The organism is Paraburkholderia sp. HD33-4, assembly GCF_021390635.1.
In the GTDB taxonomy this organism is placed as follows: Bacteria; Pseudomonadota; Gammaproteobacteria; order Burkholderiales; family Burkholderiaceae; genus Paraburkholderia.
The window spans coordinates 1,468,839-1,486,195 of sequence record NZ_JAJEJS010000003.1; the positions used below are offsets into that span (position 1 = coordinate 1,468,839).

A 17,357-nucleotide genomic window follows, 5' to 3' on the forward strand; every position below is an offset into this window, starting at 1 on the left:
TCCGTTGTTAGGCCCGGTCGGCGACTCGCTCGCCGAGCAGACCTGACGGTCGAAACACCAGCACAGCGATCAGCACGACGAAGGCGAACACGTCCTGATAGTTGCTGCCGAACACTCCACCCGTCAGCGTGCCGATGTAGCCGGCTCCGAGCTGCTCGATGAGCCCCAGAATCACGCCGCCAACCATTGCGCCCGCGAGATTTCCAATGCCACCGAGAACCGCGGCGGTGAACGCTTTCAACCCCGGAATGAAACCCATATAGAAGTGAGCATTGCCGTACTCGGATGCGATCATCACGCCCGCCAGCGCCGCCAACGCGGATCCGATCATGAAGGTTGCCGAGATGACGAAATCTGGGTTGACGCCCATCAGCGCAGCGTTAGCCGGGTTCTCCGCAATGGCGCGCATCGCGCGGCCGAGCTTCGTCCTATGAACGAGCAGCAGCAAGCCGGCCATCACCACGAAGGCGACGACGATGATCACGATTTCCGTCATCGAGATGACGGCCCCCGGCGTGGTGTCCGTCGGCGCAATCACGTTGATCGGGTCGGTCGGGAGCAGTTGCGGAAACGGCAGAGGATTGCGCGACCAGATCATCATCGCGAGCGTCTGCAGCAGGATGGAAACGCCGATTGCCGTAATCAGCGGCGCGAGGCGCGGCGCCTTGCGCAGTGGACGATATGCGACGCGTTCGATCGTGTACCCCACGAAAGCACAGACGATTGCCGCAACGACCAAAGCGATCGTCAGCGTAAGCACGTTCCCCAGCCCTGGAAAGTGATTCTGCAACACCGAGATCGTCGATAGCGCGACCAGGGCGCCGACCATCAGCACGTCGCCGTGCGCAAAGTTGATGATCCCCAGGATGCCGTACACCATCGTGTACCCCAAGGCGATGATCGCGTAGACACTGCCTAGCACCAAGCCATTCAGGATCTGCTGAATAAAGATATCCACCGGCACTCCATGAGCTCTCGCCGCGAGAGCAGTTAAGCCAGTCAGGCTGGCGTGAGCCGACCCGACGAGACATCAAAAACGGCGCATTCGGGTTCGGTCGAACCGCCCTCCTCCTGCAACCCTGTTTCGATCAAAAATACGGAAAAATTAAATTTTTTGGAGTTTTTCGCCTATCGGGGTTGTTACTCATGCACCGATTTCCGAAGCATCACACCAACTCGCCAAGTTGGCGTTTATCCTTATTACACAAGGCTTTACATGAATAGATCGTTGGAGAAAAATGCCTTCAACGATCTTTTTAATTCGTCGGGCTTGACATCACTTTATGACGTCACTCATCATATGTCAACGAGCAAAAAATGAGGCGGCGAAACGCAGGGCTGAGGGTTGGGAAACGCCGGGCGTCCCGTAGGCGCCTCCCACCCTTCGACGATTGTTCGTCATCGGGAAAACACGCTGAGCGGTGCTCGGCGCATATCATGGTTTACAAGGAGAGTCATGGTGGCCAGTCACGATAAAGCACGAGTGGGTGTGGACATCGGTGGGACTTTTACCGACGTCGCGCTTGAACTCGGTGGAGAGCTCTTTTCCACCAAGGTGCTGACGGATTACGAGGCGCCCGAGCGCGCCATCATCAAAGGCATCGGCATCGTTGCGGACAAGGCTGGCATCGCGCTGAAGGACATCGGCGTCATCATTCACGGCACCACGCTCGCGACGAACGCCCTGATCGAGCGCCGCGGCGCGAAGACGGCCTTCGTCACGACCGAAGGCTTCCGGGACACGATCGAGATGCGAACCGAAAACCGGTTCGAGCAGTACGACCTGAACATCAAGCTGCCGCCCCCGCTCATCGAACGCGCGGACCGTTTCACGCTCAGCGAGCGCGTCGACGCGCAAGGCGGCGTGCTGCTCGCCCCGACCGAAGCGCAGATCGAAGCCGTCGTCGATCGCATCGAAAAGGGTGGGTTCGAGAGCGTCGCGGTCGGCTTTATCCACGCCTACGTGAATGGCATCCACGAGCGCATGATGCGCGACGCCATCCTGAAGCGGCTGCCGGACGTTTCCGTGTCGATTTCCAGCGAAGTGTCGCCGCAGATTCGTGAGTTCGAGCGCTTCAACACCGTCTGTGCGAACGCATACGTGCGTCCCATCATGAAGTCGTATCTGGATCGGCTGCTGGGCAAGGTGCGTGACGCCGGCGCTAGGTGTCCGATCTTCATCATCCATTCCGGCGGCGGCATCGTGTCGGTCGAGAGCGCCTCCGAGTTTCCAGTGCGTCTGGTCGAGTCCGGACCCGCTGGCGGCGCCATCTTCGCGGCGCATATCGCGGCCCGCTACGATCTGAACACGGTGCTGTCCTTCGATATGGGCGGCACCACGGCCAAGATCTGCCTGATCGACGATCTCACGCCCAAAACCGCGAACACCTTCGAAGTGGCGCGCACCTATCGCTTCAAGAAAGGCAGCGGCATGCCGATTTCGATTCCGGTGATGGAAATGGTCGAGATCGGGGCCGGCGGCGGATCGATTGCCTCGCTGGACGTCATGCGCCAGATTCGCGTGGGTCCGCACAGCGCCGCATCGGAACCGGGTCCGGCCTGTTATCAACGCGGCGGCACGCAGCCCACGGTCACGGACGCGGATCTTCTGTTGGGCCGCCTGGACCCCGCCAATTTCGCTGGCGGCACCATCCCGTTGTCCAGTGAAAACGCGGCACGAGCAATGGTTTCGGAAGTCGGAGGCGCGATCAGCCTCAGCGCTGAGGAAGCTGCCTATGGGGTGGCGGAAGTCGTTGACGAAAACATGAGCAATGCTGCTCGTGTTCACGCGGTCGAAAGCGGCAAGGACATCGGCGACTACACGATGATCACTTTCGGCGGCGCAGGCCCACTGCACGCCGCGCGTCTGTGCGAGAAAAGCGGTATCAGGAAGTTCATCGTGCCGCCTGGCGCGGGCGTCGGTTCGGCCATCGGCTTCCTGCGCGCCCCGTTCGGCTACGAAAGCGTTCGCAGCGTCAGCATGCGCTTCGAGAACTTCGACGCCGACGCGCTCAACGAGATCGTCGATCACCTGAGCAAGGAGGCAGTGCATTTCGCCCGTCAGGGATCGGGCGAAGCCGAGCCTGTGGTCGAGATCAAGGCGTTCATGCGCTACGTCGGCCAGGGTTGGGAGATCCCGGTGGCACTGCCGCATCGGCGCTTCACTGCCGAGGATCGCAGCCATTTCGCCGAAGCGTTCACGAAGTCGTACACGCAGTTCTTCGGCCGTCCGATCGAGGGACTCGACATCGAGATCGTCAGTTGGGCTGTCAAGGCGAGTTCGCCGCTGCCGCCCGTCGAACGGCTCAGGATGGTCACTTCGCGCGATGCCGCGAAGGTGCAGAAGACCCGCAAGATCTTCGACGCTGCCCTCAGCAAGTTCGTGGAAGCGGCAATCGTCGAGCGCAGCGCGCTGAAGGTCGGCGAAAGCGTCAGCGGTCCTGCGATCATCGTCGAGCCGGAGACGTCGACGCTGGTGACCTCATCGTTCAACGCGACGGTCCAGCCCGATGGTTGTCTGCTCGCCGTTTCCAAAGAACAGAACGCTGCAACTGCAAATCAGGAGTAAGACCATGTCACTGAGCAATCTCGACACCATCCACATGCAGGTCATGTGGAACCGTCTGATTTCCGTAGTCGAAGAGCAGGCGATGGCCCTGATTCGCACCGCGTTCAGTACCAGCGTGCGCGAAGCAGGCGACCTGTCGGCCGGCATCTTCGACAAGCGCGGACGAATGCTCGCTCAGGCCGTGACGGGCACGCCGGGCCACGTGAACACGATGGCCGAGGCGGTCGAGCATTTCATGAACGATATCGGCGTCGAGCGCATGTACGAGGGCGACGTCTATCTGACCAACGACCCATGGAAAGGCACCGGTCACCTGCACGATTTCACGGTCGTCTCGCCGTCGTTCCACAATGGCGAGTTGATCGGCTACTTCGCGAGCACGGCGCACGTGGTCGACATCGGCGGTCGCGGTTTCGGTCCGGACTCGCGTGAAGTGTACGAAGAAGGCCTGTTCGTGCCGATCATGAAGTTCATCGAACGCGGTGAAGTCAACCGCGATCTCGTCAACATCCTGCGCCACAACGTGCGCGAAGCCGACAAGGTCGTGGGCGACCTGTACGCGCTCGCCTCGTGTAACGAGACCGGGCACAAGCGGCTGATCGAGATGCTCAGGGAGTTCGATCTGAAGGATGTCGAAGGCATCGGCGAGTTTATCCTCGCACGCAGCCGCGAGGCCACGCTCGAGCGAATCGCGGCACTGCCCAAGCAAACGCAGACGAACGAAATGACGCTCGACGGCTACGACACGCCTGTCAAGCTGAACGTCACGCTGACGGTGGCCGACGATCATCTCGTGGCCGACTTCGCCGGCTCGTCCCCTGCCAGCCCCTTCGGCATCAATGTGCCGCTGCTGTATGCGAAGGCGTACGCGTGCTACGGCCTGAAATGCATCATCGCGCCGGAGGTGCCGAACAATGCGGCGTCGCTCGAGCCGTTCCGTGTACAGGCACCGGAAGGCTGCATCCTGAATGCACAGCATCCGAGTCCAGTGGCGGTTCGTCATGTCCTCGGGCACTTCGTCCCCGATCTGGTGTTGGGCGCGCTTCACAAGATCGTTCCGAACCGCGTCCCCGCCGAGGGCTCCGGCGCGCTCTGGAATCTGCACGTCAGCGCCCGCCCCGTTCGCGAAGACTCTGGCCTCAAGGGCAGCGAAATTCTGATGTTCAATAGCGGCGGCACGGGTGCGCGTCCCGAACTCGACGGCTTGTCCGCGACGGCATTCCCGAGCGGCGTGCATGCGATGTCGGTCGAGGCCACCGAACAGGTTGGGCCGATCGTCGTCTGGCGCAAGGAGATGCGTTCGGGTTCGGGCGGCGCTGGCGAACACCGCGGCGGCCTTGGCCAGATCGTCGAGATTGGTCCTCGCTCCGGCTATCACTTCCGCTTCAACGCGATGTTCGACCGGATCGACCATCCCGCTCGTGGTCAGTCCGGCGGGAAGGCGGGCGAGGCAGGCGCTGTCACGCTGTCGGACGGCACGAAGATGCGCGGCAAAGGCACGCAAGCGGTCGGCGAGCATCAACGCGTCACGCTCTCTCTGCCTGGCGGAGGCGGCGTCGGTATGCCGGAGCGGCGATCGAAAGAGGCGTTGCTTCGTGATGTGCGCAACGAATATATCTCTGAAGCGCAACTGCGCGAAGACTACGGTGTCAGTCTGGACGCGCTGGGCGCATCGACTGAACGACAAGGAGTGTAGGCATGACTGACGTTATCAAGCCCCTGTTCAAGAACATCCTGATCACCGGCGCCGGTGGCGCATTGGGTTCCGTACTGAGGGAGTCGCTTCGCCCCTATGCGGAGACCCTCAGTTTGAACGCCCGGCAGTCGCTGGGTGAAGTGCGCCAAAACGAAAAGCACTTCATCTGCGACCTGGCCGATCGCGATGCCGTGTTCGAGATGCTCAAAGGCGTCGACATGGTCATTCACATGGGCGGGGCGCCGCGCGAGAACACCTTCCAGGTGATCCTCGACTCGAACATCGTGGGAAGCTACAACATCTACGAAGGCTCACGTAAAGCCGGCGTGAAACGCGTGATCTATGCCAGCTCGGTGCACGCAATCGGCTTCTACGAGTGCACGCAGACGATCGACTCGAATGCGCCCCAACGGCCCGACAGCCTCTACGGCGTGAGCAAAACGTTCGTCGAGAACCTGTCGCGCTACTACTTCGACAAGTTCGGCATCGAGTCCGTCTGTCTGCGTATCGGCTCCTGCTTTCCGAAGCCGACCGACCGCCGCATGCTCGCGACGTGGCTCTCCTACGAGGACTTCACGCGCATGTGCGTGCGCTCCCTCGTGACGCCGAGCGTGGGACACATGATCGTCTACGGGAACTCGAAGAACAGCGCCAACTTCTGGGACAACACGGCAGCCGGTTACCTCGGCTATCACCCGCAGGACTCCGCGGACGGATTCGCCGCGGAAGTCTATGCGAATACCCCATCACCCGATCCGCGTGACCCGGCTGTCAAATACCAGGGCGGCAAGTTCGCGGCAGACGGTCATTTCGAAGACCCTAAAACGAACTGATCGGCCTCTCTCCAAACGTCTTTCCCGGAAGGCAACAAGATGGCACAGCAAGCACAGAAATCCCACTATGACGTTGTCATTGTGGGTGGCGCCGTGGTGGGAAGTGCCACGGCGTATTTTCTTACGCAAAACCCCGACTTCACGGGTTCCGTGCTCGTGGTGGAGCGTGACTGGTCTTACGCGCAATCCGCAACGGCGCTGTCGAGCGCCTCGATCCGGCATCAGTTCTCGAATCCGTTGAACATCAGGATTTCGCAGTTCGGGACCGAGTTCATTCGAAATTTTCACGAACTGGTCGCGGTCGATGGCGACGCCCCCGAGCTGGGCTTCAAGGAGAACGGGTACCTGTACCTGGGAGACGCCAAGGGCGCACCGATGTTCGAGCGCAACTATGCAACCCAGCGCGAGACCGGCGCGGATGTCGTTCTGCTCGACCCAGAGAAGCTTGCCGCACGGTTTCCGTGGCTCAACATGGACGGTCTGGTCAACGGGGTGTACGGCCAATCCGGCGAGGGCTGGTTCGACAGTTACGGGCTGCTTCAGGGTATGCGTAAGAAGGCGCGCTCTCTTGGCATCGAGTACATCGAGAACGAAGTCGTGGACATCCGCCGCGAAGGTTCGAAGATTACCGGCGTTGTTCTGAAGAGCGGTGAGGAGATCGGGTGCGGCGTACTGGTGAATGCAGCGGGTACGCGCGGACCCGCCATGGCACGCAAGGCCGGACTGGAAATTCCGGTTGAGCCGAGAAAGCGTTGCCTGTTCGTATTCGATTGCCGCACGCCTCTGGAAGGCATCGTGCCGCTCACCATCGACACCACGGGCATCTTCTTCCGTCCGGAAGGTAAATACTATCTGACGGGCTGTTATCCGGAGCCGGATCCTGTTGCAGACGTAGACGATTTCGACGTCATCCATTCCGAATTCGAGGAAGTGATCTGGCCCGCGCTCGCCGAACGCGTTCCGGCGTTCGAAGCGATCAAGGTCGTCAGTTCCTGGGCCGGTCATTACGACTTCTGCACGCTGGACCATAACGCGGTCGTGGGTCCTCATCCGGAAGTGAACAACTTTCTGTTCGCCAACGGCTTCAGCGGACACGGTCTGCAGCAATCGCCGGCGATCGGCAGAGGCTTGAGCGAACTGATCGTATATGGCCAGTACCGCGCACTCGACCTTTCGCCGCTTGGATATCAGCGGGTGGTAGAAAACAAGCCCTTCCTGGAGGAAGGTGTCATCTAGTCAGTCGCAGCAAGCTACCTCTTTGCAAAATGAACACTCTCAGGTATCGAAACGCATTAGTGACCGGTGCTTCCAGCGGCATCGGGCGGGCCATCGCGACGCGTCTTGTCAAGGACGGCCTGCACGTCCACGCCGTGGGCCGCGACGCGAGCGCGCTCGATTCGCTCGCGGCCGTGGGCAACATCACGCCGATCTCACTGGATTTACGCGACCCGTCTTCGCTGCGTGAAGTCTTCGAAGATACGGAGATCGACGTTGTGGTGAACAACGCCGGTCTGTTGCCGGCACTCGCGAAGTTCAATGAGAGCAGCGCGGAAGATGTCGACAACATGATCGACATCAACCTGCGCGCCCCGCTTCGGCTCGCCCGGATGGCGCTCGCAGGGATGGTCGGGCGTGGTCGGGGACACCTGTTTTTCATCGGATCGAGCGCCGGACGATTCCCGCATCCAAACACGGCGGTCTATGGCGCCACCAAAGCTGCGATCAGCATGTTCTGCGACTCGCTGCGGTGTGACCTGCTCGGCACCAGGGTCCGGGTGACCGAGCTGGCTCCCGGTCGCGTTCAGACCAACCTGTACCGGAGCGCACTGGGCGAGCAAGGCGCCAACGAGAAGCTCTACGACGCGTATCGATCGATTCAACCCGAAGATATTGCCGAGCTCATCTCGTTGGCTCTCCGACTCCCCGAAGCCGTGGATGTGTCCCGGCTCGAAGTTTTCCCGACCGATCAGGCGCCCGGTGGCTCGCAGATCGTTTCGATCAAATCCTAACGAAACCCCTTTTAGTCGAGACTCAGATGAAGAATCAGAGAGTAGTGATTGTGGGAGGCGCGACAGGCCTCGGATTGACTATTGCGAAGCTGATGCTTGCAGACGGTGCCGAGAGCATTGCGCTCATCGACAAGAACGGACCGCTGCTGTCCGAAACCGTAGCGTCGCTGAAGCACGAAGGTCATCGAGTAGTGGGAGTTGAAGGTGACATCACGCGTGCTGACCTCGCGAAGGCTGCCTTCCAGAACGCCGTGAATGAGCTGGGACGTGTCGACTGTCTCGTGAACAGCGCCGCGATCTATCCGCGCAGACCTCTGCTGGAGATCTCGGACGACGATTGGGATCTGGAAAATGCCGTGAACATCAAGGGCACCTACCACATGATGGTCGCCGCAGTCGAACATATGCGCAGCCGTCCGAAGGTCGAAGCTCACGTTGCGGGCCGGATCGTGAATATCACTTCGGTCGACGCATTCAAGGCGCATCCGCAGAACGCGCACTACGCAGCAACGAAGGCGGCCGTAGTGAGCCTCACCAAATCGTTCGCACACGAGGTCGCGAAGGATGGCATCCTGGTGAATTCGGTTGCCCCTGCGGGCTTCGCCACCGAGAAGGCCAGGAAGGCGGGCTTCCTCAGTGAACTCGCGGCAGCCAATCCGCTGGGTCGTGCCGCGGAGCCGGAAGAGATCGCCCAGTGGGTCGTCATGATGGCGAGTGCTCGCAACACGTACGCGACGGGCGAGAACGTCATCGTCAGCGGTGGTTACATCTACGCTTGACGCAAGTCAACGAGTTGATTGGAGTGTTTCAGTCACGAGCTACGCGCTACGCATCGATATGGTAAAGTCGTAATATGTCATACGGCGGAAGTCAGACAGGGATAACGTCTGACTTCCGCCGCGCCGCCTTCTGCAACTGTGATTGCGGAGCTCTACTGATCCGGTGTGAGGCACTCGGAATGGACGCTGAAACCTTACTGAAAAATGCCGCGAGCTCGGGCAAACGTCGCAGCCTGACCGAATTGGTGATTCAGGCACTCAACGACAAGATCGACCGAGGCGACTACCCTCCCGGCTCGAAAATGCCAACCGAGCCTGAACTGTGCACGGAGTTCGGCGTCAGCCGCACCGTGATACGCGAGGCAGTGGCTTCCCTCAAACTCGGGCGACGTTTGATCTCGCGTCATGGCGTCGGCGTCTTCGTCGCCGAGGCGGCGAGTCTTACGGGAGAGACGGCCTTCATCGACTCGACCACGCTGAACAACTCGATGTACGTGCTGGAACTGCGCACCGGAGTCGAGACGGAGTGCGCTGCATATGCGGCTCAGCGTCGGTCGGAAGCACACCTGCGTGCATTGAAGGAAGTGTATGCGCGAATGGAAATCGTCCCGGCCGACGATGAGGCGGAATGCGCGCGGGCTGACTTCGAATTCCATCTCGCTGTGGCCACCTGCTCCGAGAACCCGCACTTCGCGTCGATCCTTCGGTCCATGGGCCAGGAGATCATCATCGACCTGCGGCTGAAACATGCCAAGGCCAATGCGAAAGAGCGCAAAACCTACATTCGGCGTATTCAGCGCGAGCATGGCGATATCCTCACAGCGATCGAGCAGCAGGACGTCACTGCGGCGAGAAGAGCGATGCGGCGTCACTTGAACGAAAGCCTGGAGCGGTATCACAATCTCACGGGCAGTCGCGCCGAATAAGCGTGCGGTGGTTCACGGCCACCGAGCAAAACGAAAGACCGTAGCGCTTCCGAGAGGACGGCACTACGGTCCGGGCACGGTGGCGAGTGGCACCCCGGCGTCTCGAAGGCGAATCAGTTCGTGATTCGCGCGGCAATACGTCACAAGTTCTGACCACCGCGCATTGCTAGCCCGCGACGGCAACGCCGGCGTCGAGCCAGTCGCGCATCATTGCACCCGCTTCCTCGCTGAGCCAATCCCGGAACTGCAGATACTCGGTTCGAGGCCGCGCATTGCGGTGCGTAATCAGATAGTGGTAGCGATCTTTGAAGACGAGCGCATCGGAAACAGGACGCATCAGGCGTCCTTGTTCGATCTGAAGATGGACCAGATGATGCCAGCCAAGCAGCGTGCCTTCGCCGGCTTCGGCCTGCGCGACGAGGAGCCGATAGTCGTTGCTCTCCAGATGCCTGTTCTCGCCGGACATGTCCGTGCCCTCGACCTGCTGGAACCAGTTTCGCCACACTCGCCAATCCACGTGTTCGCAGACCTGGGCTCGCCCCAGCAACGAGAGATTCAACGTGGGTTGCGATAGCAGGTCGAGCGGTTTGAGCTTCTTGCCGCGGAAATACCGTTCGTGAAACGCCGGGCTGCAGACCGGGTAGACGACATCATGGAACAAAGGCTCGACTTCGTATTCCGGCTCACGCGGAGGATTCTTCGTGATGATGATGTCGGGCTCCAGGAGTTCGTCCAACTCCATGAAGTGCTCGCTGACCATCACATGCAGCCGGATATCCGGGTAGCGCTTCCGAAACGCCGGCAGGCGTGACGACAACCAGAGAGCCGAGAACGTATGCGAGACACAAATGGTCAACGCGTGCCGGTCGGTGCGACGCACCGCCTCGGCCGCTTCGGCGATATTCATGATGGACAGATACGACGCGTTGTACAGGATGCGTCCAGCATCGGTCAGTGCAATATGGCGGCCGGTGCGTTCGAACAGCGCGACATCGAGCGAATCTTCGAGCTCCTTGATTTGTCTGCTGATTGCGGCCTGCGTCACGCACAGCACCTCGGCCGCCTGGGTGAAGCTCTCGTATCGCGCCGCCGTCACGAAGCACTTGAGTGCCCGAAGTGACGGCATCTGGGCGAGAAGTCGGTCCGCGAACATCTGTTTCTTCGACATGAATTGCGCTCTCTAAACGGGTGCTCGCACGGCGCATTGCATGGTCGCTCGCCCGGACAAGCTGGCCGCCGGTGGCACGCGACTTTCGCGCCACGAACCATCAAGGGATTTGAATTTGAATAGTTTGCGAGTCTGTCCACCGACTGGCAAGTGAATTGATCCCCATTGAGTTCCTTTCAGATGGCTTGGCGCCCTCCCTTCTCCGTTTGCCTCCGGTTTTGCGCCACGCGCCGACGCTGCCGGTCACGCGAGCTTCAACCAGGTGGTCTTCAGCTCGCAATACTGATCGTGTGCATAGACGGACTTGTCGCGCCCACCAAACCCCGATTGTTTGAAGCCGCCGAACGGCGTCGAAAGGTCGCCCTCGCCAAAGCAGTTCACCGTGACCGTGCCCGCACGGATACGCGCAGCCACTTTATGCGCGCTGTTGACGTTATCCGTCCACAGCGATGCGGCCAGTCCGTAGCACGTATCGTTCGCGATCCGGATGGCGTCTTCCACGTCCTCGTACTCGATAAAACACACCACTGGTCCGAACACCTCTTCCGTTGCGATGGCCATATCCGGCCGCACCTGATCGAAGATCGTGGGCTCGACGAACCATCCGCCGCTCTCGGTCAACGCGGCTTGTCCCCCGCAAATCACGCGCGCGCCCTGCTTCTTCGCCTTCTCGATGTGCTCCAACACCTTCTCGTAGTGCTTCTGCTCGATCAGCGCGCCGAGCTTGACGTCGGGATCGAGCGGGTCGCCCATCCTCCAGCCGGCGAGGACGCCCTGGACTTTCTCCACCAATTCCGCCCGCCTGCTCGAAGGAACAAGAATCCGCGATCCGGCGCTGCAGTTTTCGCCCATGTTCCAGAATGCGGCAGCGACGGCCTGTTCGGCGACCGCGTCGAGATTCGCCACATCGGGAAGAATGACCTGCGGATTTTTGCCGCCGCATTCGAGCAACACGCGTTTCAGATTGGTGTCCGCGGAATAGTGCAGAAAGCGCTTACCGGTCGCAGTCGAACCGGTGAACGCGACAAGGTCGACATCGGGATGGCGACCAAGCGCCTCGCCCGCGCCTTCGCCGAAGCCCGGAACGACGCTGAACACACCTGCGGGCACGCCAGCCTCTAAAGCGAGATCCGCGATACGCAAGGTCGAAAGAGACGTCTGCTCCGCAGGCTTCACAATCACGCTATTGCCGACCGACAAAGCCGGGCCGATCTTCCAGGCTAGCATCAGCGCGGGGAAATTCCAGGGCAGTACCGCTCCCACCACACCAATCGGTTCACGCGTGATCATGCTGACGACATCCGCTCCCGAAGGCGACAGCGCGTCATAGCGCTTGTCGGTCACCTCGGCGTGCCAGCGAATGCAAGCCGCCGACTCGGGGATATCCAGCCCGAGGCATTCGCTGATCGGCTTGCCCGCCTCCAGCGCTTCCAGAAGCGCCAATTCGTCCGCGTGCTCGTCGATCAGTTGCGCGAGGCGCAGCAGCACCGCCTTCCGATGAGCCGGTGCGGCCTTCGACCATACGCCGGCGTCGAATACATGCCGTGCGGCCTCGACCGCGCGATTCACATCCGCGCCGGCGCATTTCGCCACTTCCGTCAGCACCTTGCCCGATGCCGGATTGAACGTGGCGAACGTTTCGCCGGACGCCGCCCGGCACCGCTCTCCGGCGATGAATGCCCGGCCGTCGAGCGGCAATTCCGCGGCTTTCTGCTTCCACTGCTGATGCGTCGTCATCTGATGTCCCTCGTTAGTTACAGTTCGGCCCCGGCCGACATTTCTTTCGCCCAGATCGTGGCGGACACCGCCACGTCCACAATCGGCCGGAACGGCAACGAGCGCGGGTGCGGCCGGCTCAGAAGCTGGCGCACGAGCTCGTTGGTCTGGCCAAGCGCGTATTCCGCGATCAGCTTGCCCGACGAAGACCCCCGGCTCAGGCCGAGGCCGTTGCATCCCACCGCTTCCAGGATGCCATCGTCGCGGCGGCCGAACAGCGCGCCGTTGTTCGCCGAAAGACACAGCGGACCGCCCCACGTGTACTCGAACTCCACGCCTTTGAGCATGGGAAATCGACGGTCGAACGAGCGCTGATGCAGCGCTTTCGCCTTCGCGAGATCGGCGTCGGATACCTGCAGCCCCGGCCGGAACGCGAAATGATTGCGCACGCAGATGCGCTCGGTTGCCAGCCGGCGCACCGTCGTACCCATGGGGTCCGCTGGAATCAGGGACCACGCTCGCGTTCCGCCCAGTCGTTCGATCTCGTCGGCGTTCATCACGCGAGTCATCGATGCAAACGTGTAGACCGGCAACAAGCCATTCGGATGCATGCCGAACGTTGCCGCGTAAGCGTTCGTGCAGAGAATGACCTGTTTGGCGACGATCTTCCCGCCCGCGAAATGCAGGACTTTCCCGTTGCCGCGGTGTTCGATTTGCGTGACGGCGCTCAACTCGAACACCGTGACGTTTGCGGGCTGCGCGCTCGCCAAGCCGCGCATCAGCGCAGCCGGCTGCACCGTGCTGCAGCCCGGCGTGAACAATGCGCCCTGATAGAAGTCCGTACCCGTCACCGCGCGAATTGCCGGTTGATCGAGCCACTGGAATGTTTCGTCGATGCGCGTCAGGCCCCGCGCGAAATGCGAGAGCGCGTCGAGCCCTTTCTTGTTGACCGACGCGTGGAATTTGCCTTCGTCGCGCCAATCGCAATCGATGTTGTGCTGGCGCACGATAGAGCGCACGTAGTCGATGCCGTGCCGCTGGAACCGCACGTCGGCCTTGTCCTCTGCGACGCTGCGCGAATAACTTTCACTGCTGATGTCATGCGGCAAATCGACGAAGAATCCGGAATTGCGTCCGGCCGTGGTCCGTCCAATGCGGTCCGCCTCGACGATAGCGATCGACGCATCGGGCGCCAGCTCCGCAAGCCGACGAGCGGCGCAAAGCCCGGTGATGCCGCCGCCGACCACGACCCAGTCGTAACGATGCTGCGACGATACCCGGTTGGCGGGCGCCGCGGGCGGCAGACTTTCCCACCATCCGTTGACGCCATCTGGCGCAGGAAAGCGCGCGAATTCCAGATTCGAGACCATGTTCTGATGTTACTGAACGTTGCGAATCAGCGGTTTCACAAGCTGCGCAAACGCGTTGCGCTCCCCGTCCGACAGCGCGCCGAGCGGCGCGCGCGCAACGCCCACCGGCAGTCCCGCCAATTCGCAGCCGTAGCGAACGTACTGGATGAATTTGCCGCTGCGCTCGAGCAGTTCGAGTACCGGCAGCAATTGCGCCATCAGCTTGCGGCCCAGCACGAAATCGTTCTGCCTGACACACGCGTCGAAGAGCGCCGTGTGCGCTTCGGCCAGGAAGTTCGATGCGCCGCCCACCCAGCTCTTCGCACCCCACGCGAAGAATTCGAGCGCCTGGTCGTCCATGCCGCAGCTCAGCACCAGGCGGTCCTCGAAGTGGGTGACGAGATGATGCAGATGCGAAATATCGCCGGTGCTCTCTTTCATCGCGACAAAGTTCGGACGCTCGAGCAGCTTTGCCAGCACGTCGTCGCTGATTTCCGTGCCCGTGCGGGCAGGAAAGTTGTACAGCATGATCGGCATGTCGAGCGCGTCGTCCACCTTCAGCAAATGGGTAAGAAGTTCTTCCTGCGTCGGCTGCACGTAGTACGGCGCGGCCACCAGCAGCGACGACAAGCCTGCGCGCTTCGCCTCGAGACCGAGTTGAATCACTTCTCTCGTCGTGGTCGCGTTGATGCCGGCGGTCAGATACGTTTTGCCGCCCGCCGCCTCTGCAACGGTGTTGAATGTCTTCACGCGTTCGTCGAAGCTCAACGCGTAGTATTCGCCGGTGGTTCCACCGATCCCGAGTCCGGAAACGCCGCCCGCCAGGTTCGCTGCGTGCTTGCCGAGCAAGGCATGATCAATTTCACCGTCTTCCTTGAACGGGGTGACCAGCGGCGTGTGTACTCCTTCGAAGCTCATTTTGATTCCTCCCTTGATCAGTCATCCAAACAGATAAGCTCGACATCGCTGCACTCGCAGCCTGGACATGCGGCTTACGCGAGGGCGTCCGCATGCGAATAAATCGGAAACTGGCTACACAGATCCCTGACGTGGCTCCGCACGGCGCGCTCGACCTGGTCGTCGCCGCCGGGCTCGCGCTCCAGCCCCGACAGGACTTCAAGGATCATTTCGCCGATCTGTTCGAACTGCGCTGTGCCGAAACCGCGCGTCGTCCCAGCGGGCGTGCCGAGCCGAATGCCGGAAGTCACGGTCGGGTTTTCCGTGTCGAACGGGATGCCGTTCTTGTTGCAGGTGATGCCCGCGCGTTCGAGGGCTTTTTCAGCCTGCATCCCCGTGATCCGTTTGGCACGAAGATCGACGAGCAGCAGATGGTTGTCGGTGCCGCCCGTGACGAGCGAGAGCCCGCCGGATTGCAGCACGTTGCCGAGCGCTTCGGCGTTGCGCAGCACCCGGTCGATGTAGCCTGCGAACTCCGGACGCAGCGCTTCTCCGAACGCCACCGCCTTGCCCGCGATCACATGCATCAGCGGGCCGCCCTGCAAGCCGGGGAACACGGCGGAATTGATCTTCTTCGCGATGTCCGCATTGTTGGTGAGGATGAAACCGCCGCGTGGGCCGCGAAGCGTCTTGTGCGTGGTCGACGTCACCACGTCCGCGTACTTGATCGGGTTTTCATGGCGCCCGGCCGCGACGATGCCGGCGATGTGCGCCATGTCCACCATCAGCAGGGCTCCGACGCTGTCCGCGATCTCTCGAAAGGCGGCGAAGTCGAGTGCCCGCGGATAGGCCGAATAGCCCGCAATGATGAGCTTCGGCCGATGCTCGTGCGCCAGCCGGCGGACGGCGTCGTAGTCGATCCGGTAAGTTTGCGGGCTCACGCCATATTGCACCGCGTTGAACCACTTGCCGGAGAGTGCCGGACGCGCGCCGTGCGTCAGATGGCCGCCCGCGTCCAGCGACATGCCCATGACCGTGTCGCCCGGCTTGACGAGCGCAAGCATCACCGCGCCGTTGGCTTGTGCGCCGGAATGCGGCTGCACGTTCGCATACCCGGCGTCGAACAGTGCTTTCACGCGGTCGATGGCGAGCGCCTCGATCCGGTCGACGTGCTCGCAACCACCGTAATAGCGCTTCGACGGATATCCCTCGGCGTACTTGTTGGTCAGCACGGTACCCTGCGCTTCCATCACAGCGGCCGAAACGATATTCTCGGAAGCGATCAATTCGATCTGCGTTTGCTGCCGGCGCAATTCGAGCGCGATCTCCGATGCAATGACCGGGTCACGGCTCTGAAGCAGTTCAGAAAAGAAGCTCGAGTTTCCGCTCACAAGTCACCCCAAAGTAATCGTGTCCAGCAGGTCATCCAAAGTCAGGAAAATCATCGGGGCCGCCGGTCCTTGCCGTGCCCCGATGGCGAATCTTCTGGTTACTGCTGCAGCCAGGCTTGCAGCTTGTCCGGGTGCGCATCCACGAACTTCTTCGCGGCGCTCGCATAGTCGTTCGTACTGTTGCCTTCGAGTTCGATGGCTTCAACGTCTGCAAGCGTCAGCTTGAAATGTTTGAAGAACACGTCGGCACGAGGAAACTTGCTGGCGAACTGTTTGGACGCGAACGCGTGGACCTGCTCCTCGCCACCCAGCGTGCCCTTCGGATCCTTCAGGTAGCGCATCTGCCATTTCTGCCAGAGCCAGTGCGGGCTCCAGACCGTCGCAACCACCCATTGCTTCGTTTGATAAGCGCGCGATACGGCAGCGAGCATCCCGGCTTCGCTCGACGATTGCAGGTTGTAGCCGGTCAGCCCATAGGCCTGCACCGACTTCGCGGACGCCTGCATCAGACCGGAACCCGGTCCGATCCCCTGAATCGTGCTGTCGAGCTTGCTCGCGACCTCCGGCTTGCTCAGGTCCGCAATCGACGAGACCTGAGACTCGGGTACGTAGGCCGGCACGGCCCAGCCGTTTCTGCCGCCGGTGTAGATGACGCCGACGTCATCCAGATCGTTCTTGTACTTGGCGTAGTACACCGCGTGCGTAACCGGCAGCCAGCCGCCCACCATGATGTCGAGGTCGCCGCGCGCGACGCCCTGGAACTGGATGCCGATGTCCGCATTGACGAACTTGACCGGCTGATTAAGCTTGGTTTCGAGCACATACTTGGCGACATTGGCCGTGGCCAGAACGTCGGCCCAGTCGGTGATCGCCAGCTTGATCGGCTCGGCGGCCGAGGCCGAGCCGATGCCGACACCCAGGGCGACGACGGTCGATACCGCCACCTTCGCCATGAATGATCCGAGAAATTTGCTAACCATGTTAGTACTCCCTATGTATCTTGACATTACCCATTCCGTCACGGA

At 61.2% G+C, this 17,357-nt stretch carries 14 protein-coding genes; 7 read left to right on the forward strand and 7 right to left on the reverse strand.

All coding sequences use genetic code 11. From position 1 onward, the window contains the following. Positions 1-7: 7 nt before the first annotated feature. The gene (locus L0U84_RS41230) at positions 8-958 is read right to left on the reverse strand and encodes a branched-chain amino acid ABC transporter permease (RefSeq protein WP_233859548.1); all 951 of its coding nucleotides are present in this window, start codon (positions 956-958) and stop codon (positions 8-10) included. A gap of 498 nt (positions 959-1,456) precedes the next feature. Here L0U84_RS41230 and L0U84_RS41235 point away from each other — a divergent pair, with 498 nt between their 5' ends. The 7 genes from L0U84_RS41235 (at position 1,457) to L0U84_RS41265 (ending at position 9,811) form a co-directional block, all read left to right on the forward strand. Further along, positions 1,457-3,568: a hydantoinase/oxoprolinase family protein gene (locus tag L0U84_RS41235; RefSeq protein ID WP_233859549.1), complete on the forward strand. Its 2,112-nt coding sequence runs from the start codon at positions 1,457-1,459 to the stop codon at positions 3,566-3,568. 4 nt (positions 3,569-3,572) lie between these two features. After that, entirely contained in the window at positions 3,573-5,264 is a 1,692-nt protein-coding gene (locus L0U84_RS41240; RefSeq protein ID WP_233859550.1) for a hydantoinase B/oxoprolinase family protein, read from the forward strand. 2 nt (positions 5,265-5,266) lie between these two features. Next, a complete protein-coding gene (locus L0U84_RS41245; RefSeq protein WP_233859552.1) occupies positions 5,267-6,097 on the forward strand; it encodes an NAD-dependent epimerase/dehydratase family protein in 831 nt (276 codons plus the stop codon). Positions 6,098-6,136: 39 nt separating this feature from the next. Continuing rightward, positions 6,137-7,333: an NAD(P)/FAD-dependent oxidoreductase gene (locus L0U84_RS41250; RefSeq protein ID WP_233859554.1), complete on the forward strand. Its 1,197-nt coding sequence runs from the start codon at positions 6,137-6,139 to the stop codon at positions 7,331-7,333. A 59-nt stretch (positions 7,334-7,392) separates the two neighbouring features. Further along, the gene (locus L0U84_RS41255; protein WP_233859556.1) at positions 7,393-8,106 is read left to right on the forward strand and encodes an SDR family oxidoreductase; all 714 of its coding nucleotides are present in this window, start codon (positions 7,393-7,395) and stop codon (positions 8,104-8,106) included. Positions 8,107-8,132: 26 nt separating this feature from the next. Then, positions 8,133-8,885: an SDR family NAD(P)-dependent oxidoreductase gene (locus tag L0U84_RS41260; protein WP_233859557.1), complete on the forward strand. Its 753-nt coding sequence runs from the start codon at positions 8,133-8,135 to the stop codon at positions 8,883-8,885. 179 nt (positions 8,886-9,064) lie between these two features. Further along, entirely contained in the window at positions 9,065-9,811 is a 747-nt protein-coding gene (locus L0U84_RS41265; protein WP_233859559.1) for a FadR/GntR family transcriptional regulator, read from the forward strand. A 166-nt stretch (positions 9,812-9,977) separates the two neighbouring features. On the opposite strand, the gene L0U84_RS41270 is transcribed toward L0U84_RS41265, so the two are convergent. From L0U84_RS41270 to L0U84_RS41295, 6 genes are all read right to left on the reverse strand, one after another. Further along, the gene (locus L0U84_RS41270) at positions 9,978-10,979 is read right to left on the reverse strand and encodes a LysR substrate-binding domain-containing protein (protein WP_233859560.1); all 1,002 of its coding nucleotides are present in this window, start codon (positions 10,977-10,979) and stop codon (positions 9,978-9,980) included. 243 nt (positions 10,980-11,222) lie between these two features. Further along, positions 11,223-12,716: an aldehyde dehydrogenase gene (locus L0U84_RS41275; protein ID WP_233859561.1), complete on the reverse strand. Its 1,494-nt coding sequence runs from the start codon at positions 12,714-12,716 to the stop codon at positions 11,223-11,225. A gap of 17 nt (positions 12,717-12,733) precedes the next feature. Beyond that, positions 12,734-14,065 (reverse strand): NAD(P)/FAD-dependent oxidoreductase, encoded by a 1,332-nt coding sequence (locus L0U84_RS41280; RefSeq protein ID WP_233859562.1) that lies wholly within the window; start codon positions 14,063-14,065, stop codon positions 12,734-12,736. 9 nt (positions 14,066-14,074) lie between these two features. After that, positions 14,075-14,962, reverse strand: a complete 888-nt coding sequence (locus tag L0U84_RS41285) for a dihydrodipicolinate synthase family protein (protein ID WP_233859564.1) — start codon at positions 14,960-14,962, stop codon at positions 14,075-14,077. A 74-nt stretch (positions 14,963-15,036) separates the two neighbouring features. After that, complete coding sequence (glyA, locus tag L0U84_RS41290) at positions 15,037-16,332, reverse strand: serine hydroxymethyltransferase (protein ID WP_326491247.1); 1,296 nt, start codon at positions 16,330-16,332, stop codon at positions 15,037-15,039. A 98-nt stretch (positions 16,333-16,430) separates the two neighbouring features. Further along, positions 16,431-17,312, reverse strand: coding sequence for a glycine betaine ABC transporter substrate-binding protein (locus tag L0U84_RS41295; protein WP_233859565.1), 882 nt, complete (start codon positions 17,310-17,312; stop codon positions 16,431-16,433). Between the last annotated feature and the right edge of the window lie 45 nt (positions 17,313-17,357).